The 18,459-nt window shown below is 46.3% G+C and carries 17 protein-coding genes and 1 riboswitch; of the genes, 2 read left to right on the forward strand and 15 right to left on the reverse strand.

The genetic code is table 11. From position 1 onward, the window contains the following. Positions 1–48 precede the first annotated feature (48 nt). From pdxA to NYE20_RS18115, 10 genes are all read right to left on the reverse strand, one after another. The gene (gene pdxA, locus NYE20_RS18070; protein ID WP_161621267.1) at positions 49–1,056 is read right to left on the reverse strand and encodes a 4-hydroxythreonine-4-phosphate dehydrogenase PdxA; all 1,008 of its coding nucleotides are present in this window, start codon (positions 1,054–1,056) and stop codon (positions 49–51) included. After that, positions 1,032–2,372 (reverse strand): four-carbon acid sugar kinase family protein, encoded by a 1,341-nt coding sequence (locus NYE20_RS18075; RefSeq protein WP_161621266.1) that lies wholly within the window; start codon positions 2,370–2,372, stop codon positions 1,032–1,034. Before NYE20_RS18075 ends, pdxA begins: the two co-directional genes overlap by 25 nt. 20 nt (positions 2,373–2,392) lie before the next feature. Further along, positions 2,393–4,177 (reverse strand): sigma-54-dependent transcriptional regulator, encoded by a 1,785-nt coding sequence (locus NYE20_RS18080; protein WP_161621265.1) that lies wholly within the window; start codon positions 4,175–4,177, stop codon positions 2,393–2,395. 155 nt (positions 4,178–4,332) lie between these two features. Beyond that, positions 4,333–5,511: an exo-alpha-sialidase gene (locus NYE20_RS18085; protein WP_161621264.1), complete on the reverse strand. Its 1,179-nt coding sequence runs from the start codon at positions 5,509–5,511 to the stop codon at positions 4,333–4,335. Beyond that, positions 5,511–6,914 carry a sodium:solute symporter family protein gene (locus tag NYE20_RS18090; protein ID WP_339183670.1) on the reverse strand — a complete coding sequence of 468 codons (1,404 nt, stop codon included), beginning with the start codon at positions 6,912–6,914 and terminating at the stop codon, positions 5,511–5,513. The genes NYE20_RS18085 and NYE20_RS18090 overlap by 1 nt, the downstream gene beginning before the upstream one ends. Before the next feature lie 68 nt (positions 6,915–6,982). Beyond that, a complete protein-coding gene (locus NYE20_RS18095; protein ID WP_161621262.1) occupies positions 6,983–8,155 on the reverse strand; it encodes an iron-containing alcohol dehydrogenase in 1,173 nt (390 codons plus the stop codon). A gap of 4 nt (positions 8,156–8,159) precedes the next feature. After that, positions 8,160–9,062 carry a 4-hydroxy-tetrahydrodipicolinate synthase gene (dapA, locus tag NYE20_RS18100; protein ID WP_161621261.1) on the reverse strand — a complete coding sequence of 301 codons (903 nt, stop codon included), beginning with the start codon at positions 9,060–9,062 and terminating at the stop codon, positions 8,160–8,162. Between the two features lie 187 nt (positions 9,063–9,249). Then, positions 9,250–10,533, reverse strand: coding sequence for an ABC transporter ATP-binding protein (locus NYE20_RS18105; protein WP_161621260.1), 1,284 nt, complete (start codon positions 10,531–10,533; stop codon positions 9,250–9,252). Continuing rightward, complete coding sequence (locus NYE20_RS18110; RefSeq protein WP_161621259.1) at positions 10,526–11,590, reverse strand: iron ABC transporter permease; 1,065 nt, start codon at positions 11,588–11,590, stop codon at positions 10,526–10,528. Before NYE20_RS18110 ends, NYE20_RS18105 begins: the two co-directional genes overlap by 8 nt. After that, positions 11,553–12,500 (reverse strand): ABC transporter substrate-binding protein, encoded by a 948-nt coding sequence (locus tag NYE20_RS18115; protein ID WP_161621258.1) that lies wholly within the window; start codon positions 12,498–12,500, stop codon positions 11,553–11,555. Before NYE20_RS18115 ends, NYE20_RS18110 begins: the two co-directional genes overlap by 38 nt. A 104-nt stretch (positions 12,501–12,604) precedes the next feature. Next, positions 12,605–12,744: riboswitch (cobalamin riboswitch) on the reverse strand. Positions 12,745–12,897: 153 nt separating this feature from the next. Here NYE20_RS18115 and NYE20_RS18120 point away from each other — a divergent pair. After that, positions 12,898–13,689: an SDR family oxidoreductase gene (locus tag NYE20_RS18120; RefSeq protein ID WP_161621257.1), complete on the forward strand. Its 792-nt coding sequence runs from the start codon at positions 12,898–12,900 to the stop codon at positions 13,687–13,689. 37 nt (positions 13,690–13,726) lie between these two features. Here the strand turns inward: NYE20_RS18120 and NYE20_RS18125 are convergent, their stop codons facing one another. From NYE20_RS18125 to sigO, 5 genes are all read right to left on the reverse strand, one after another. Further along, positions 13,727–14,605, reverse strand: a complete 879-nt coding sequence (locus NYE20_RS18125; protein ID WP_069838746.1) for an SMP-30/gluconolactonase/LRE family protein — start codon at positions 14,603–14,605, stop codon at positions 13,727–13,729. Positions 14,606–14,676: 71 nt separating this feature from the next. Next, entirely contained in the window at positions 14,677–16,419 is a 1,743-nt protein-coding gene (yvrG, locus tag NYE20_RS18130) for a two-component system sensor histidine kinase YvrG (RefSeq protein WP_032726840.1), read from the reverse strand. Continuing rightward, a complete protein-coding gene (gene yvrH, locus NYE20_RS18135) occupies positions 16,416–17,129 on the reverse strand; it encodes a two-component system response regulator YvrH (RefSeq protein ID WP_003243545.1) in 714 nt (237 codons plus the stop codon). The genes yvrG and yvrH overlap by 4 nt, the downstream gene beginning before the upstream one ends. Before the next feature lie 152 nt (positions 17,130–17,281). After that, positions 17,282–17,521, reverse strand: a complete 240-nt coding sequence (gene rsoA, locus NYE20_RS18140) for a sigma-O factor regulator RsoA (protein ID WP_021480583.1) — start codon at positions 17,519–17,521, stop codon at positions 17,282–17,284. A gap of 3 nt (positions 17,522–17,524) precedes the next feature. After that, complete coding sequence (sigO, locus tag NYE20_RS18145) at positions 17,525–18,055, reverse strand: RNA polymerase sigma factor SigO (RefSeq protein ID WP_003228469.1); 531 nt, start codon at positions 18,053–18,055, stop codon at positions 17,525–17,527. A 201-nt stretch (positions 18,056–18,256) separates the two neighbouring features. Between sigO and NYE20_RS18150 the strand changes: the two genes are divergently transcribed. Continuing rightward, complete coding sequence (locus NYE20_RS18150) at positions 18,257–18,409, forward strand: YvrJ family protein (RefSeq protein ID WP_003244090.1); 153 nt, start codon at positions 18,257–18,259, stop codon at positions 18,407–18,409. Positions 18,410–18,459 lie beyond the last annotated feature (50 nt).

Here is an 18,459-nt window from a genome sequence, read left to right on the forward strand (position 1 = left end):
CAAATTTGAAATTTGGAGGTGCTCGTTTATGATAGAAGGCTCTTCTTGTTATGCATGCCGATTACGCGTTCCAGACAGCATGATTGCCTGTCTCACCGCTTCTTCTAAACTCGCGGGATCGGCTTTGCCTGTTCCTGCAATATCAAAAGCTGTTCCGTGGTCAACACTCGTACGGATAATTGGCAGGCCGACTGTAATGTTCACCCCGGCTTCAAGACCGAGCACCTTAATCGGTCCGTGTCCCTGATCATGATACATCGCCACCACCATATCAAAATCGCCTCTCACTGCTCTAAAGAATAGCGTGTCAGCAGGCAGCGGGCCGAATGCCTGTATACCTTCACTTTGCGCGCGTTCAACGGCAGGGACAATTTTCTCTTCTTCTTCTCCATGTCCAAACAAACCATTCTCACCGGCGTGAGGGTTAATACCGCATACCGCGATTTTAGGCTGCGGTATGCCTGCGCGAATGAGCGTATCATGCGCCAATTGTATTGTCGTGTATACCCGTTTCGCATCAATGAGATGAATGGCGTCAAGCAGACCGACATGGGTTGTGACATGCACCACCTTCAGGTTCGGTGCAGCCAGCATCATCGCATAGTCCTTTGTTTGCGTCAATTCCGCTAAAATTTCGGTATGGCCCGGGTACATGTGCCCCGCCTTATGGAGGGCTTCTTTATTTAAAGGCGCTGTACAAATGCCGTCAATCTGATTCTCGTTGGCAAGGGCAATCGCCTTTTCAAGATAGCGGAACGCTGCGTTTCCCGCTTCAGCCGATACTTCTCCCACTCTCAGTTCATCGGTTAGCAACTGAAGGTCCAGGCAAGGAATGACGCCGGGCTTTACATCTGCCGCCTCTTCCGGTTCGTTGATTTTTACAATGTCTACATCTGAGCCAATGAACGTCTTTGCTCTGTTTAAAATGCTGTAATCCCCAATGACAAACAATGTCCCGTTTTCATGCAAATTGGTTTGCTCAAATGCCTTGATGATAATTTCCGGGCCGACACCGGCCGCATCCCCCATCGTCAACGCAATGATTGGTTTTGCCATCTGTCTTCCTCCTCTACATTTCTCAGCACCTCAACGGCTCTTAGAACAGAATCGGTTTGACCATATGCGCCCGCCTTTGTCACCGCATATATATCTGCGTTGAGCAGCTTGCCGAGCGGTATCCCCGCTTCAATTTCACCCAGCAGTTGAATGCCGTCTGCGCCAAGCTCGTTGCAAATCGCGCGCGCAGTGTCCCCTCCTGTCAACACAAGGCGTTTTAATCCTGTCAACTTGACGATTTCACTCGTGACTGCACCAAGAAATAGTGAGAGCTTTTCGCCTACAGCCTGCCGGTCAAGCCCTTGTTTTCTCCCAAAAGCGATGATGCGCTGTACGGTTTCCGGTTTCGCATCAGTATAAAGCAGAACATCTTTCCCTTGATGAACCACCACTTGATCGATCGCGCGCTTATGCTCCCATGCTTCACATCCATTCAATACGTTCAGCGGATTGATGCGCACGTCAAGGAGGTCACGCTGCTCTCTTACATATGCTAGCTGTCTATTTGTTGTGTTCGATGCACTGCCAGATACGATCATTACCGGTTCATTCCGCTTGCCTGTCTGCAATGCCCTCTTTCTGACATGCTGGGCAAGTGCACCGGCCAGTCCGGCAGCGCCGACCCATAAAACTGACTGCCCGCTGTTCATAAACACTTGCACGATGCGGCGCAGATCCTCATTCGTTTCTGCATCGCAGACAAACCATTCATGTCCTTGGGTTTTCCACGCTCTAAGGTCTTGTTGTATTTGCTCATCAGGTTTGTGAAGCTGTTTGGTGCCTATCGTTTTTGGCTGTATATTCGTCTGCCCGAAAAGCAAATCAGCGATCCGCGATTCGGCAACCGGTGTTTTCGGATCAACGGCTGCTTCAGTTTCATGAACAGGCAGGCCATTGACATAATGCATGCCATCCACAGTAATCCGCCTCGCATCAGGAAAAGCAGGGGCGATGACTGCTACATCAAAACGCCCCAGATCCATCAGCGCCTTGATTTCGATCCCGATGTTTCCCCTTAATGTGGAGTCAATTTTCTTTAAAAAAAGGTGTGATTCAAGGCGGGCGAACGGATGCGATGCTGAACTGACTTCTTTGTAAGCCTCGCTCGGCGACACACCGCGCGTGTCCGTATCTAAAATCATGACATCTTCTTTTATATCCCCTGGATTTGCACCAGACCGGTCAAAAAGAACAGCGGCGCTCATTCCTGCTTTAACAAACTGAACGCCTGTGTCATTAGCACCCGTTAAATCGTCGGCGACAATCAATATTTTTCGGCTGATGTTTGCTCCTTTTTTGCATCGTATGTTTGTCATATCGACACCTCGGTCTCATGCTATTCTTTTAGTTTTCTCCACAAGGTGGTGCGGTTGATATTCAATCGCTTCGCTGCTTTGGATTGGTTCATATTCTCCTCTTGCAGCACCGCTTGAATGATGCGCCGTTCGATGTCCTCAAGCGTCCCTTCAGTATAGCCCTTTAAGCTCTCTTCCTTTTTCTCATTGGACAGACGGTCAAGCTGCGGCGCGGCTTCAGCCAATGTGATATATCCGCTTTTCACCGTCAGCGCAAGTTCCTCAAGTACTCGCTTAAACTGCCGAACATTCTCCCGAAATGTCCGATTGCGAAACGCGTCCATCACCTCAGGCGCAAGTCCGACCACTTGTGTGCCATAAACTGAATTAAATTCTGCAATAAACAGTCTGCTCATGTCCTCCATATCTTCCACCCGCTCTGACAACGACGGGACATAAAGCGTCAATCCTTGTAAACAACTGTATAAATCAGGGTCAAATCGCCCTGCTTTCATTTCTTCACATAAATCGGCAGAGGAAGAGGCGAGCCAGCGTATTTGCTGATCCGGCTTCATCCATTGCAAGGCGAGATCATGCTGGACTTCAAGCGGCAGATGCTCGACATACCGAAGAAAAATCGTCCCGTTTTGAACAGCCGGAAGGGCCTTCAGCAATGAGGTCTCTTTCACCTTGCTGCAATGAATGGTCATAAACGTATGCTGCCGCCGAGGGCTCATTTGATGAATCGCTAAGGCGAGGTCTGATTTCCCCGTTCCTTCCTCTCCGTACAGCAAAATAGGTTTATGCGTCTGGCTGAATGCCTGCGCTTGCTGAACGGTGTCCCTCATAGAACTGCTTTGTTGTGTAAATGATGAGAATGGATGCAATGAATGGACGGGCGCCGCAAACGACCATACAGGATGGTTACGATCATCGCGTGATGACGACGATTGTTCAATGGCAATCAACAACTCTCCTTTTGAAAGAAAGGAACCTTTCATATGCCAGACAACTTCTCCTGTTTCTAATTGAAAATACCCGCTTAGTTTGCCTTCTCTTATTGACTGTACGGCAAAAGCCAGCTCATCCCACCATTCATTGACAGCGGCGGCGGGTGCTATAGGCTCAAGAAGACCTTCTTTCATCCATTTTTTTACCATTTTGTTTACAAAGCGGACCCGGCTGTTATCATCAATGACGAGCATCCCTTTTTCTTCCTGATCAATCATGTCTCTAAACATCCGCTGCTCCTCGGATGCCTCCTTAAAGAGCCGGTACATTTGCTTTGCAGTGTGAAACGCTTCCTTAACCGATTCACGGCCGGACGTGATCAGCATGCTTTGCATGCCTAGCTCCTTTGCCGCTTTATCAGTAATCACATCTCCTAATACGATTTGTGTCCCCTGCTGTTGAATGTCCCTCAGCAGATCCCATACTTCCATTTCTTCTTTAATCGTATATAAATCAACTTCTATTCCAAAAAGCTCGCTGATGGTGCGAACCCCTTGGGTAATATTTTCAAAGCCAACGACGGCTGCTTTCCCTTGATAATCTTTAATGAGTGTCAACGCCCGCAGCAGATCATACCCTGAAACAGGGATATCTACGACAGGGATGCGCACGTGTTTTTGAATGAGCGAGGCTGTACCGCCGCGGCTCATCATGATATCGATCCCCTGTGATACCGCTTGCTCTGCAATCGCGACGCCGGAGCGCAAATCGCCGACCTCCAACTGAAATTGAATATCTTGTTCTTCCTTCGCGAGCTCTGTCAATAAATCCCCTAAACCTTTATATGGCGCAATGCCAAGCACTTTAATTTTCATGAAAATGGACCCCCTCTTTCATTCTCCCTCAGGTCAATGAGACAGTGAGGGAGTCCGTTCAAACATTGGGACAGCCCCTCGAACTTAAATTATAAATGATGCGATATAGGGATACAATTCATTCTGTCCAGTGCGGTGCGCCCGTTCAAACGGCTTTATTCTTGATCGGCAGAGGCCCACATTTGCGGTACGCGTACATATTTAATTGCCTGACGGTAATACGTAAAGGCAATATGCAGGTCGCCGTCTTTCCCCTGCTTGATCGATGGATAAGAAAACTCGCGGTTGAGCTTGTCTTTTGAGTTGTTCGTCATCGCATACCCGTCGCCGACTTCAATATTTCTTTTGACAGGCCATGTGACACCGCCATCATGTGAAAGCGCCAGTGTCATCGGCGCCCTCGGCGCTCCCCAGAAGGCTGGACGCGCTTCTGTGTCTACACCTGTTCTTGTATCATCCTCATCCTCAATTTCATCGTATAGAGATGCTCTTCTTTCGGTCGTTTCATTCGCTTTCATATGATTGTATACGAGAGCGAGCGTCCCATCTTGAAGCGCTGTAAATTGAATGGAAGAGTTGTTGTTCGGCAGCTCCGTCGGCTCAGGCTCTGACCAGGTGCGGCCGTTGTCAATAGAGCGGCTCGCATAAATCGAGTCTGCAAAACGGCTCCTAAACAGCGCAAGCAATGTCCCGTCATGCAGTTTTTCAATATTCATATGAACACAGCCCATGCTGCTCGGCACCTTCACTTCCTCCCACGTCTTGCCTTTATCAGATGAAATTTTCACCGCGCTGATGTCACGGTTTCCAGTCCATTTCACATCCGCCAAGGTGATGCAGTAAAAGACGGGAAGCAGCCAATCGCCGTTATCCAGGACAACGAGCGGCTGGCGGATAAAGGTGCCGGCTTCGCCAAACAATGTGTCAATGCCGCTCCATGTATGGCCTCTGTCATCCGATGTCCGGTATCTGATAATAGCTGTATCCTGATTACCGGACATCTGTGCCGTATACATGAGCCAGAGCCGGCCGGACGGCTCTTGGAAAAGCACAGGGTTTTGTTCGGAACGGGAAGGATCATCCGACAGCTTTTCTATCTGTGTCCACTCACTGCTCCCTTTTGCAAGCCTTGACATGTAAATCGATATATCCGCAATGCCTTCCTGCGTACCCCCAAACCAGACACACAATAGATCACCATTGTCCAGCTCCAGCAAGTTGGCTGCATGGTTTTGCGGACAGTCTGTCGGCAAAAAAGCATCCTTTCTGGCCTCATCTGTTTCATTTTTTCTAATGCGCCCATCTATCAGCAAGGAAACTTCACTTTGTTTCATTAGAATTCCTCCTTTACATTTGACTCTTTTTTCGCAGGCGAGCTGATCAGACGGTCTAATACGAGCACAACAAACGGAACAATGATGGCAATGTACATGTTATCAATGCCAAACGGATTGTCTAACAAATACCAGACCGTTGTCGCCATTCCGGAAAGCACCAGGCCTATGGTTGCCCCGCGGTTTGAATTAAAGTATGGCAAATAAAAACCCATCGCCGCCACAACGGCAATTGATGTACGAAGCGCCCTCGTAAAGAAAGAAAGCGTTAACAATTCTGGCGCCAATGCAACACCGAGCAACGGAATAAAACCGATGATAATGGATGCATATCTCGTAACTTTCATGCGCTGTTCCGGTGTCGGTTTTGCTTTAGGCACATAAAAGTCATCCATAATCAAAGTTGTTGTCGCAAGCGCAACAGTCGAGACGCCGACGAAAATGGACGCCACAAGCGATGTTGCCACAATGGCGCTCAGCACGGGATTCATTTGCTGCATAAATACCGGGAATGCATAGATGGCATCAATGTCCGGGTACAAATGCCGTGCGGCAACGCCGATGACTCCAATGGCAATCGCAAGCGGCAGACAAAGCAGTGCCGCATACAGCGTCGATCTCTTTGCCTCTTTCTCACTTTTCGATGAGGTAATGGCCTGAATAATAAACTGCGTTGCAAAAATCGCCCCCATATTGCCGATAAACCAAGCACCGATTGTCCCCCATCCGATACTGCCGTCCCATGTGAAGAAATGCTCGGGCAATTGCTGCGTCATCGGCTCCCAGCCTTTTGTCAAATAGAGTGCAACCCCTAATGTAATTAGAACCCCCACATATTTAACAAGAGAATGCAGAATCGTCACCCAGGCAACGCCCTTCATTCCTCCGAATGTAAAATAAAAGGTGCTGACAATCGCTGTAATGATGGCACACGTCATGAGCGGAAGACCTAAAATAGACGAAATCGTCGCCGATCCGCTTAAATAGTTCCCTAGATTCACTAGTAAAAGAGCCACAATCATAATAGTAGAAACGACAAGTTTGGTCGATCGGCCAAACTTGTCACTAATAATACCGGAAATCGTATATTGGCCTGTTTTATAAAATTTCCCTACTAAGAAGTAGGAAAAAATAAAAAACGCAATAGAGACCGTTACAATCGACCATGAAGCTGCCAAACCATGTGTATAAGCTGATTCAGCGGTCCCAATTGTCGATTTGGTGCCGATAAATTCACTCATTAGCAGAATGCCGACAACAATGGCCGGCAGTGTTTTGGCGGCATTGTTGAATTCCGCACTGGATTTACTGCGAAAGCGCATCGTCAGCCACGTCGTAAAAAGAATGTAAACCACAATCACTGCCAAAATAAATGTTATGACCGAACCGCTTAAGACATCCACCCAAACTCCCCCTTTGTTTGCAAGCCTCCTACAGGCTCATGGTGAAAACAAGTACAGATCCCAATGACCTACACCTCAAGCAATTTCAAATAGACAGCTTCAATTTCCGCAACAGACATCGGCTTTGGATTGTTGTCCATGAGCCGTTTGACGTCGGCTGCCGCCTCAGCAAGCGTCGGCACATCCTCTTTTGATACTCCGAATGCCTTTAAATTTTGCGGAATATTTAAATCGGCGGTCCACTCTTCAATTTTCTGTATGACCCGCTCTGCTTGGCTGGCCTTCGAACCTTTTTGCTCGATTCCAATTACACCAGCGACATCCGAAAGGCGGTCAGTCACATGATCCGCATTAAAGGCCGTTACATGCGGAAGCAACATGGAATTGGCCACACCGTGAGACATTTTGTATTTCCCCCCAAGCGGGTAAGCCATCGCATGAACCGCCGCTGTCCCTGCGCTTGTCAAAGCCATTCCGCCATACATGGCGCCAATGAGCATTTTTTCTCTCGCTTCTAGTTTATCTCCATGGTGATAAGCCTCCTGAATACTGGAGGAAATCAGTCTCATAGATTCAAGCGCAAACATGTCACTGAATGGATTTGCTTTGTTGGAAATATAGGATTCGAGCGCGTGTGTAAATGCATCCATTCCGGTTGCGGCCGTGATCGCCTTTGGAAGACCAATCGTCAAAACCGGATCTAAAATCACAAGTGATGGCAACAGATAGGGACTGACCATACCAATCTTTAATTCTTTCTCAGGGAATGTCACGATCGCATTCGGCGTCACCTCCGACCCTGTTCCAGATGTTGTCGGAATCAGCACAAGCGGAACACCGGGCTTTTCAACGAGATTCGTGCCAACCAACTCGGAAATCGGTTTTTTATTTGTTTTCAGAACAGAGAGGATTTTAGCCGCATCAAGCACACTGCCTCCTCCAATTCCTAGAATTGCGTCATGGCTTCCTGCAGAAAAAAGCTGAAAAACCTCTTCGATATTTTGTTCCGTCGGCTCCGGCTGTATGTCAGTATTGATTTCACTTGAGATGCCTTTTTCAGCCAGCACCTCTTTGATTTGGTCTGCATAACCGAGAGAGACGATCGACGGCTGAGTTAAAATAAACACCGAACGGATCTGATTCCATCCGCTTGTCTGATCCAAATGATCACCAAGGAAATTGAGTGAATGTGCGCCAGCCTCAATTCGGGCGGCCGTTTGAAAATGATAAAGCGTCTTCATATCCTCACTGCTCCTTTACCAGTTTTGTTTCAATTCCGTAGCCTTCCAGCATCTTTTTCACTTTTTGCAAACCCTCTCCTGACAGCTCTGCAATTGGATGTTTAGGCGGTCCGACGTCGATTCCGGCAAGCTCCGTTGCTTTTTTTAGCGGCGCCGGCAGTGAACCGAGTGAAAAAGTGGCACGAAGCGGGTCTAGCTGCTTTTGATACTGCTCGCTCTCTTCAATGTTTCCTTGTTTATAAGATTCATAGATTGAAACAACGGTCTGCGGAAGCACATTTGCTGTTGCAGCCACAGCCCCTGTTCCTCCCGCCTTCAATGTGTCTAAAATCAATGAATCGGTTCCTGCCAGAACGGAAAAGGACTGGTCTTTTGTACGCTCAAGATACGCCTTAATATTGTCGAAGCTGCCGCTGCTGTCTTTAATGCCGATGATGTTCGGCAATGCCGCCAGCCTTTCAACGGTTTCAGGCTCAAGTGATACACCTGTTCTCGACGGAATGTTATAGAGCAGGACAGGAAGCGCGACATTTTCAGATATCGTGCGGAAATGCTGATACAATTCCTTCTGCGAAGGTGCGACAAAGTATGGCGTAATGATCGAAAGAACATCAGCTCCAATATCCGCCATTTGGTTAGATAAGGAAATGGTTGCCTCAGTACTGTTTTCTCCTGCTCCGATAAAAACAGGCACACGTTTATTAACCGCTTTCACGACAGTTTCCGCAATTTGAAGCTTTTCCTCTTGCGAGAATAAATGAAATTCGCCATTTGTCCCTAAAGCAAAAATGCCATGGACACCTGAATCAATTAAATGATTCACCAGCTTTTCGGCTACACCTGGATGAAAGTCCTGTTCTTTTGTAATCGGTGTCAGTATGGCTGGAATAATCCCCTCTACTTTCAAATGATTCCGCTCCCATCTGTTGCATTTTTAAACAATCATATACAATAAAACGCTTTCATATAATAATTATAAATCTATACTGATTCATTTAGCAACATATTTTTCGTATTTAGGATAAAAAAATGACGTCTCACCCTCATCTGATGCGTTTTAAAACAATAAAAAACCTGTCCAAAGACAGGTCGAATTAATTTTTTAAAGCTTTCACACAAGCCGCTGTTTGATCTTGTATTTGTGTCAATAAAATGGTTTGATCCGGTAACCGGCCGGAGTGAGTGGCCGCGATGAGCACATCACTGCAGAAAACACGGTGCTGAGCTGCAGCTTTTGCTGTAGCGCTTATCACCTTCACAAATTGACCATCGTGCAAACAGCCGCTGACTACCACCCACATGATGAAACGCCCCTTCGCATCTTTCATTCCGATGATGCAGAGATCATTGCTTTCCGACACAATATGACAGGCAGTCAATTTACAATCATGTTGGATAAACAGCGCTTCTTGTTCAACGGTTGACAAGTCATGCGGCCATCCAGAGTTGTTTCCGCTGTCGAAAACAAGTTTTCGTCTCCAAGCAAAGCCCTCTTCAGAGGACAGAACGCGCATCGGGCGGTCTGCTGAAAATGTGATGCCACGCGGCAAATATTGTTCAATTCGTTCTTTTAGAAAGAGGGGCTCGGCTTTCTCCGGGATGGTTTTCGCCTTGATCGTAAATTGCGGATTTGCACGTTCTGGATGGTCCAGCGCTGTGATGTCAGTATGATACACCCGCTCAATACGGTCGGCGCAGAGGGCAGCTTCCGGGCGGTCAAGCACTTCTGCTTTTCCATCTTTTAATAACAGCAAACGATCACAGTATAAACTCGCAATATTCACATCATGAAACACCCCAATGACTGCGAGTTTTGACGCGACCGTTTCTTGTTTTATTAAATCTAGCAGACTTTTTTGAAATGACAAATCGAGAAAACTTGTCGGTTCATCAAGCAACAAATATCGGGGTTCCTGGGCAAGTGCCTGCGCCACATACACCCGCTGCTGCTCTCCGCCGCTCAGCTCATGAATGGATTTTTTGGCAAAGCGGAGGATGTCTGTCTGCTTCATCACCCTTTTTACGATATCGTGGTCTTCCCCTGTGAGCTGCCGAAAAAGACCTGATTGATAAGCGTAGCGGCCAAACTGTACCGTTTCCTCCACCGTAAAGGAAAAGGCCTGCTCCGTTTTCTGAGGAAGGGCCGCTACTTTGCGGGCGAGCTCCTTCGTTTTGTACGACCCGACTGAACGGCATTCAAGCAGCACTTCCCCGCTTCGAGGCGTGATGCTTCCAGACAGCATTTTCAACAAGGTGGTTTTTCCGCTGCCGTTCGGACCAAGGATTCCTAAAAATTCACCCGGTTTTACTGCAAAGCTGATGTCCTGTAAGACATCCTTTCTTCCATAGCCGCCGGACACTCTGATGACATCAATCATGAACTCGCCCTCCCCGGTAACGCCGAATCAATATAAACCCGAAAACTGGTGCTCCTACCAGTGCAGTAATAATGCCGATCGGCAGCTCCGACGGCTCAATGATGGTTCTTGACAAAAGATCTGACAGCACAAGGAACGAAGCGCCATTCAGCATCGAGAGCGGCAGAAGATGCCGGTGATCCGTAATAGACAGAAGCCGGATAAAATGCGGAATGACGAGACCAACAAATCCAATGGTTCCAGATACCGCAACCGCACTGCCAGTTAAAATAGCTCCCGCCAACAGAACGACATATTTACTCCGCTTCACATTCACACCGAGCAGCCTCGCTTTTTCCTCGCCATAAGTCATCACATTTAGTTCTCTGCCGCTGATCAAAAGCGTGGCAGCGCCCGCAGCAAAAAAGGGCAGAAATAGTGCAACATAGCCCCAGCCCCTCATTGATACGCTGCCGAGCAGCCAGTGGACGATCGGTTTTAAATCATCGCCGGACAATGCGATCATGAGAGAAGTAAGCGCACCCAAAAACGAACTGAAGATGATCCCTGTTAAAATCAATGCAGACAGGGTCAATGAAGGGTGAACAAGCCGCGCAAAGAACAAAACCAAAAAAATCACGACAACAGCCGCTCCAACGCTTAAAAACGGCAGTGTAAAACTTCCGATCACCGGCAACTCAATCCCGAAAAACAATGTGACCACTGCACCGACAGCAGCGCCTGACGATATGCCGAGCGTATACGGATCTGCGAGCGGGTTTTTCAAGAGCCCCTGAAAACCGGCTCCCGCAGCAGCCAACCCCGCGCCGACAAGAGCGGCCAATATCACCCTCGGCAGCCTAATTTTCATGATGATGTTCCCCTCTATCGGATCAAGATTTAGCCCTTGAATGCCAAACGATTCTCCCAAAAAAACCTTGATAATAGCAGGAATGGGAATCTCCAAAGACCCGATAGAGATTCCCAAAAGAACAGATACCGACAAAAACATCAGGCTGAGGGCATATGCCACAAAGCGTTTATTTTTTAAAAACATCAGGGTAAATATGTTCAGCAAGCTCTTCGACCCCTTTAATCAATCGCGGTCCCGGACGGGTCACGAGGTCAGGGTCCACGTCGTATACTTCGTGATGTCTGATGGCTTTTACACCGCTCCAGCCGCTTCGTTTTTTTATTTCGCTGACAGCAGATTCACCGTTTGTCGTCACAATCGCATCGGGGTTCAGCTTGACGATCGCTTCTTCGGTCATCTTAGCCCAGCCTTTCTGAGCGGAAGCGGCATTTTCCGCATGGATCGCTTCAAGCATTTCATCCATAAAGGTGCCTTTCCCGGTCGTATAAATGTCCGGAGCCGGAGACACTTCGACAAATACTTTCTTTTGATCGGCAATAGATATGCCGGTGGCCTTTTCTTTTATAGCAGCCAAGTCTGTTTTCATGCTTTTCACGAGCTGATCAGCTTTTTTCTCCGCCCCGCCAGCTTCTCCGATCATTTCGATTGATTTGTACACCTCGGAGAATGATTGTGCATCATTGACAGTCAGCACTGTAATGCCCGCGTCCTTCAGCTGTTTGATGGCATCTGCTGATGCTGACATGGAAGACTCATGGGCCAGAACGAGATCTGGTTTTAGAGAAATGACTTTTTCAACGTTTACATTCATATCTCCGACTTTCTCAACCTTTTTGACTTCCTTTGGATAGGTATCGTTTGTGGTGACACCGACCACTTTGTCACCAAGGCCGAGTGCGTATGTAATTTCTGTGTTGCTCGGCATTAATGAAACAATCTTTTTTGGCTCTTTTTTGATGGTTACATCTTGATTTGACGCATCATCAATGGTGACAGGAAACGCTTCTGTTTTTTGTTTTGCCTTTGAATCCTTCTGATCCGCAGGATTGCCGCAGCCTGCCAGCATAACAACAGCCAACAGGAGCGCAGTCCATATCCCGGCTCGTTTTTTCATAATCTTTTCCTCCTAAACGAACTAAAAAAGCATCTCTACGACGGTAAAGATGCTGTAAACAACACAAAAAAGCCTATTGTTTACACATCATCTGTCCTCGCAGAATTCGTGCTGATCAAACAGGCAGGTATCCTGGCTCTTAGCGCTTGGCCAATTACAGTGGCGGGACCGCACCGGCTTTTACCGGTTTCCCTTTTAAGCCGGCTGTTGTTCACGGACCGGCACCTATTTGACATTCGTATCCTTTTTTCGGAGTAATTATACTATATGACTGACAGGCTTGTATATGTGTCCTGAATGACTTTTCCCCGTATTGTGTATGGGAGCAAAATCCTCGTAAACACTAAATTTGATCTTGTATACTTAATACCATCATCAATCAAAAGGAATGATTCTTATGGATTTACAGCTAAAAGACAAACTCGTCTTAATCACCGGCTCGACGTCCGGTATCGGGAAAGCCGCCGCAAAAAGCTTTCTGCAAGAGGGTGCGGCAGTCATTGTCAACGGACGCAAACAGGAGACTGTCGATCGCACCATTGAAGAGCTTTCTGGCTATGGAACAGTGCACGGTGCTGCTGCCGATTTGTCAAAAACAGATGAAGCAGCGGCTTTTATCGAAAAAGTAAATGAAATCGGTGATATCGATATCCTTGTTAACAACCTTGGTTTCTTCGAGGTAAAAGACTTCGCCGATGTGACAGATGAAGAGTGGAATCAATATTTCGAAGTGAACGTGATGAGCGCCGTTCGGACAAGCCGTCACTTCCTTCCAAAAATGCTTGCCAAAAACAGCGGCCGCATTTTAAATATTGCAAGTGAAGCAGGCGTCAAACCGCTGCCAACGATGATTCCATACTCAATGACAAAAACGGCGCTGATCAGCCTTTCAAGAGGAATGGCTGAAATGACAAAAGGCACAAATGTGACGGTTAACTCAGTGCTCCCGGGACCTACTTGGACAGAGGGCGTGGCATCCTATATGGAAGGTGCCGCACAAGCAGCCGGCCAGGATACAGATTCATTTATCAAAGACTATTTCAAGGTCAATGAGCCAACCTCACTTATTCAGCGATACGCGACAGCAGAAGAAGTCGCCAGCACAATCGTATTCCTCGCGTCTGACGCCGCATCCGCCATTAACGGCACGGCACAGCGTGTGGAAGGCGGCATTATCCGTTCTCTGTAGTATAAAAAAACGCATCCGTGTTTCGGATGCGTTTTTTTTATACGTCTCCAGCAAATGGTACCGGCTGATATCCGCCTGTTTCCAGTTGTGCTGAAAACAACCCTCCAGCGTGAGGCTGCTCGTATCTCTCTTTTTCTGTCATTTGTTCTGTTGCCGTTGTAATGTAAAGGGTTTTTAAGTCTCTGCCGCCGAACGCGCAGCACGTGACATATTTAGCCGGCACGCTGATTGAATTGATTTCTTTTTTCTGAAACGGGTCAATGTGAACAACGCGGCTGCCGCCAAACAGCGCCACCCACAGCATGCCATTTTGGTCAATTGTCATGCCGTCCGGCAATCCGTCTGACTGATCAAAACGATAGACAGGTTCTGGATTCGAAACATCTCCGCTTTGAGGATCATAGCTGTAACGCACAATCTCCTGCGTCGGCGTGTCGATGTAATACATCAAATTCCGCTCGCGGTCCCAATCCAAACCGTTTGAGGTGGAGACTTGATCCTTGATTTTGACAAGACTGCCGTCTAGATTCAAACGGTACAGCGACGCCTGTTTTTGCTCGCCTTCCATGCTCGTTGTCCCCGCCCAAAGCCTTCCGTACGGGTCACATTTAGCATCATTAAATCTCAGGCTCTCATGCATGTCCTTCGGCTGTTTAATTTTTTCCAAGCTGTCATCCCGAAGATGATACAGGTAAAACCCGTCCTTCATCATCATAATCAGTTCATCCTTTGAATATTTCGCAAGCGCCGTCACAAAGGATTTGAATTTGATTGATCGGTTGATTTTTTCTTCAGGGTCAAAGATATGGAGCTCGCTCCCCAGGATATCAACCCAATATAAGCGGCCGTTTTCTTCATCCCATAACGGGCCTTCTCCAATCACTGCCCGAGTGTCTGCTTCCAATACTGCATCCATGTGTTACACCTCTTTAGCTTCAGTCTATATATTGTTATTCCCGGCAAAGAGGTGTCCAAACCACTTGATGTTTATTGTTTTTTAAAAAGGATGGTAATGACCGTTCCAATGTTCATTCTGCTGTTCACATGGATCGTTCCGTTATGGAGATGGACAAGCTCCTTGGCAATCGCGAGCCCGAGACCCGTTCCGGCAGTTGAATCTTTTGTGTTCGTCCCTCTGTAGTAACGGTTAAACAAATGGGTAATCGTTTCTTCATCCATTCCTTTCCCATTGTCCTTCACCTTTAAAGATATATGATTTTTTGTTTGCTCCAGAATGACTTGAATCTCTGTTCCTTTGTCGTTGTGCTTCACGGCATTCCCAAGGAGGTTTTCTAATATGCGCCTGAACCACGCTTCATCAAGGGCAAATTCAATATGCTCTTCTTTGGATACAAACGAGATATCATAGCCTTCAGAAAACGGATTTTTCTTAAAATCCTCAATGACATTTTTAAAAAACGGGATAAGGCTAGTGAGATTTCTCTCAATAGGAAGAGCATCATTTTTCAGCCGATACGTTAAATTTAAGTCTTCAATCAGCTTGGACATGTATTCAGATTTTTCTCTGACAACCTGCCCCATTTCTTTCACTTCTTCCGGCGACCAGTCATATTGCTTCGACTCGAGCATCATGCTGTAGCCGTAAATGCTGCTGAGCGGTGTTTTTAAGTCATGTGACAAACCGGCAATCCATTCTTCCCTTGTCGCCTGGATTTTTTCTCTGTTTCTTTTATCCCTTCTCAGCGTTTCAGTCAGCTGATCCATTGATTCAAATATCTCACCGAAGAAGCGGTACGGCTGTTTGATTTTTCCCTTTTTATTTTTGCTGACAGGACGGCCTTCCCGGTTTCTGGGCTCCTCAAGCTTCCCTTTTGACAGATTGACCAGCCATCTAATCGTGTGAAAAATCGGCAGCCCGAATCGGAACATATACCAAACGGTCATCCAAATGATATACATGAACAAAACGGCCATCACGAGAAACATCGCTTTTAATACAACCTTCAGGAATGATTTGTTAAACTCCTGATCGGTTACATAGACTGGGTTTGGCACCGTAGCGACCATCCATCTGTCTTTATTGAGGATCTTAACGGAAATTTCCCGCTTATAGTTCCAAGGCTTAGAGCTGTATTTAAGCAGCTCCAGCTGGTTCATCGTTTTTCTTTCGCTTTTTGTGCTGTTGATGCTGTCGAGAATCTTTCCATTGCTGTCTAACAGGTAAATGGCGCCTTTTTTCCGTTTAATATAGTCGATGGTACTAGACTTATAGTGCGCTAGTGAGTCTATCTTTTGTTCGCGCTTTTCAACGGAAGTCAGGAGCTGTTCACTTTTTGATTTCCAGCCGGACAATAGAAGATACGACTTATCTTCAATATTGATGGCCCAATAATTCAGTTTATAGTTATGAAGCTTTTTGGTTTTATAAATAGACAAAAGCTCTTTCTTGGTATAGGTGCCCGGCACGTCTTTTGGCACGCCGTAAGAATAATCAGTGTTTCCTTCCGAATCAATGATTTGCATCCAGCCGTGCTGTTTATCAACAGATTTCTTCAGGAAATTATCCACTTCCCATGTCCCGTCTTCGTTTACATCGAGATATGCCTCAAGTGTGTCGGTCGTTGCCTTCGTCAGCCCTGAATTGGATTCCGCATCGCTAAAACGAGCGTCTAAATAGAAAAACGACGCAACAAGCATAACCGTAAGCAGCAGAATCACAATCAGCATCTGGCCGAAAAAGTGAAACAAAAACTTCCATCTTAACCTCATGACCGCTTGCCTTCAGGATTTGGGATAAAACGATAGCCGAGACCTCGAACGGTTACAATATACTCCGGATTGCTCGGATCGCGCTCAATCTTCTCCCTAAGCTTGCGAATATGTACCATGACGGTGTTGTTGTCACCGTAGGAAGGATAGCCCCATACTTTTTCATATATTTGATCTTTGGAAAGCACCACGTTAGGGTGTTCACAAAAATACTGCAAAAGCTGCAGAAGCTGGGCTGAACAGGCAACGGCTTCCCCGCCTACGATCAACTCGGCATTTTGCGGAGAAAAAGTAAAGTAATCATATGTGTAGGTTTGATTTGAACTCGTTTCTTTCGATTGATATGTACGCTTGAGATGCGCTCTGATCCGCGCCGCTAATTCCAGCGGATTAAATGGTTTTGTGATATAGTCATCAGCTCCAACCGCAAAGCCCGATAATTTGTCCGCGTCGGATGATCTTGCCGTCAGGAAAAAAATCGGAGCGTCTGAATACTCTCTGATCAATGTGCAGGCTTCAAAACCGGACATTCCGCCCATCATGACATCCAGCACAATCAAGTCAACCTTATTGGCCTTCACAACGGGAATCGCTTCTTCTGCGCTTGCCGCATCCAGTATATTTCGATAACCTTCTTTTTCGAGAACGCGTTTGATCATGTCCACAATCGCTTTCTCATCGTCTACGATTAAAATTGACGCATTTTCCACTTTTATGTTCCTTTCTGTCACTGTTTTTTTTCATCTTATCATTATATCGTTTATTTATGGTACATTTTTGAATACATTGGAGCTTGGCAAATCAAAACAGCAAAAAAGGAGCAAACAAGCGCTCCCTTTTGATGTTTTTTCATATGAAAATATTATGAGTTCTCATCCACCATGTACAAAATAAACTCCCAAAACCCCGGTACATCCTGACATAAAAGCATATCAGCCTTTTCAAACATTTTGATCTTCAGCTCTTGCTCTAAATCTTCTCTTTCTTGATAGGACGTATTGCTGAGTTTTTTTCTGATCATCGGTGAAAAGCATGCAATCAGGTGCTCAATGTCATAAGTCTCGTCTTTTTGTTTCTTTTTTTGTTCAAACTGGCCGTTCACAGCTTACTTTTCCCCCTTTTTTTGCGCCGCTAGCTGCTTTCTGATATTCTCCAGCCCCTTTTTATGAATGTTGGAGATGTTTTGTCGGGACTCCCCTAATGAATCTGCAATCTCCTGCATCGTGGCACCGTGAAGATACACTTTCGTCAGCACACTTTTTTGTTTGTCAGTCAGATTCTGAATCGCTTGGTAGAGCTGATAATCCTGAACATGCTGGCTCAAATCATCCTGCCTGTCTAAAAATTCTTCAAATGCATCGCTTCCTGTTTCGGAAGGAAGCCGATCTCCTGCCTCCGGATGATCAACCGTCAGCGGATACCGTTTTTGATTTTTGCGAACCCGCTTATCAAAATCAATAGAAAAGATGCGAATCATTGAATTCATATACTTGACGATGCGGATTTCTTTATAAAACTGCTTAAATAGCTCGTCCAATGATTTTGCATCTTTTTCGTTAGGGCTTTCCATTACGTTTTTGAACAAACGGTAATGCTGAGGATTGCTCAAAAAATGCTTCACGATGGGATGCTTCATTATCTCCTTACATTTTGACCGTAAAAGACTTTGATAGTCCATCAAACCGCCTCCCTACTAAATTAAATGAAGGAAAGCAAAAAAAAGTAAACTACTACTTTCCGACTAGTGTTTTGCAAAATACTTTGCAGCAGTTTACGTTTTATCGGATTTCCTTCACTTACATACATGACTGCAGAAAAAGAAGGGAGGTATTTTCCTATGGATCAGGTTTTTATAGAGGAAGTCGTAAAACAGATCGGCAATTTGGGGTTTCCCGCGCTGATTGCAATGTATCTGCTGACCCGATTCGAAAAGAAGTTTGATCAACTAATAGAACTAATGACAGAACTGAAAGATCATGCAAAAAAATAATTTTTCAATCGAAGTTGACTTTTCACTGGTTTTTTTCACTTAACAAAACA

Source organism: Bacillus sp. FSL R5-0416, assembly GCF_037975425.1.
In the GTDB taxonomy this organism is placed as follows: Bacteria; Bacillota; Bacilli; order Bacillales; family Bacillaceae; genus Bacillus; species Bacillus subtilis.